At 62.4% G+C, this 1,315-nt stretch carries 1 protein-coding gene; it reads left to right on the plus strand.

Going from position 1 to position 1,315, the window contains the following annotated elements:
- The first annotated feature begins 109 nt into the window (after positions 1-109).
- A complete protein-coding gene (locus ACH488_RS21925; protein WP_397326706.1) occupies positions 110-1,066 on the plus strand; it encodes an RNA polymerase subunit sigma-70 in 957 nt (318 codons plus the stop codon).
- The last annotated feature ends 249 nt before the right edge of the window (positions 1,067-1,315 follow it).

Below are 1,315 nucleotides of genomic sequence, written 5' to 3' on the forward strand. Positions count from 1 at the left end.
GTGGGCAGATCTCATGGCCACCGGTGGGCAGTTTTACTGGCCGTCAGTGGGCATTTTCGTGGCCGCCTATGGGCAGTTTTTCATGGCCGCTAACATGCCAGAATGACGTGTGGGCTCCACACCGCTCGAGGACGCCAAAGCAGGCGATGAAGTAGCTTTCGCTGCCCTCGTCCAGCCATATCGTCGTGAACTCCATGTGCACTGCTACAGGATCACAGGATCCCTGGACGATGCAGACGACGTGCTTCAGGAGGTGCTGCTCGCGGCTTGGAGCGGACTTCGCAGTTTTCGTGGGAGATCGTCGGTCCGCACGTGGCTCTACCGGATCGCTACAACTCGTTCGCTCAACGCCGTACGCGATCGCCGTCGCAGGCCACATGATCAGCCGACGCCTCCATTTGAGCCGCCGATGCCGACTGACACTTTCGATGTGCCGCATCTGCAGCCGTATCCTGATGCGCTGCTGTCCGAACTGGACCCATCTGCCCGTGCCATTGCGCTGGAAAGCATAGAACTCGCTTTTGTTTCTGCTCTCCAACACCTGCCGCCGCGCCAGGCCGCGGCGCTGGTTTTATGTGAAGTCCTGGATTTCCCCATATCGGAGGCTGCGGACATGCTCGGTACAAGTTCGACGGCGGTTAAAGGGCTGCTTCAGCGTGCACGGGCGGCGACACCAATGCCAGAACCCGTGTCCAGTTCAGCCGACCGGGACCCCGTAGTGCGCCGGTTCGCCGACGCTTTTGCCCGGGACGATGTCGATGCCATGGTGGCGCTGCTGACCGACGAGAGCTGGCTTGCCATGCCACCGGCCATGCACCGCTACGTGGGCCGAACCGCCGTCGGCAACTTCTTGAGGGCCAGCGCGGCCGGCCGCCCCGGTGGCAGCTACGTGCTGGCAAGGACGCAGGCCGGCCGCCGTCCTGCTTTCGTTTGCTATTTGCAGGGGCGGGCGCGTGGCCTGCTGGTGATTGAGCCCGACACGAGTGGCGAGAAGGTCGCTTCACTGGTTCGGTTTCTCGACGACGGACTGCACAGAGCATTTGGGATGCCGGACCACCTGGCGTAGCCGCCGTGGCTGGTCACCCGCCAGCGGAATGTACGACGGCGGGTGGTTGGCTTTGTGGGTTGGGGTGTGGTGGTGTGCCGCGGGAGTTGGGGGTGTTCGTGGGGTCTTCATGTGGGTTTCATGTGTGTGCTGTTGTGTTGGGTGGGGGTTGTTTGGGGGTGGATTTGCGTTGGGGGTTGGGGGCGTGTATTGTTTTCTGAGTCGCCGGGAGCGAAACGGAAAGCCGGAAGGTGTGTACGGTTCGGTTGG

The organism is Paenarthrobacter sp. NPDC018779 (assembly GCF_044391085.1).
Classification (GTDB): domain Bacteria; phylum Actinomycetota; class Actinomycetes; order Actinomycetales; family Micrococcaceae; genus Arthrobacter.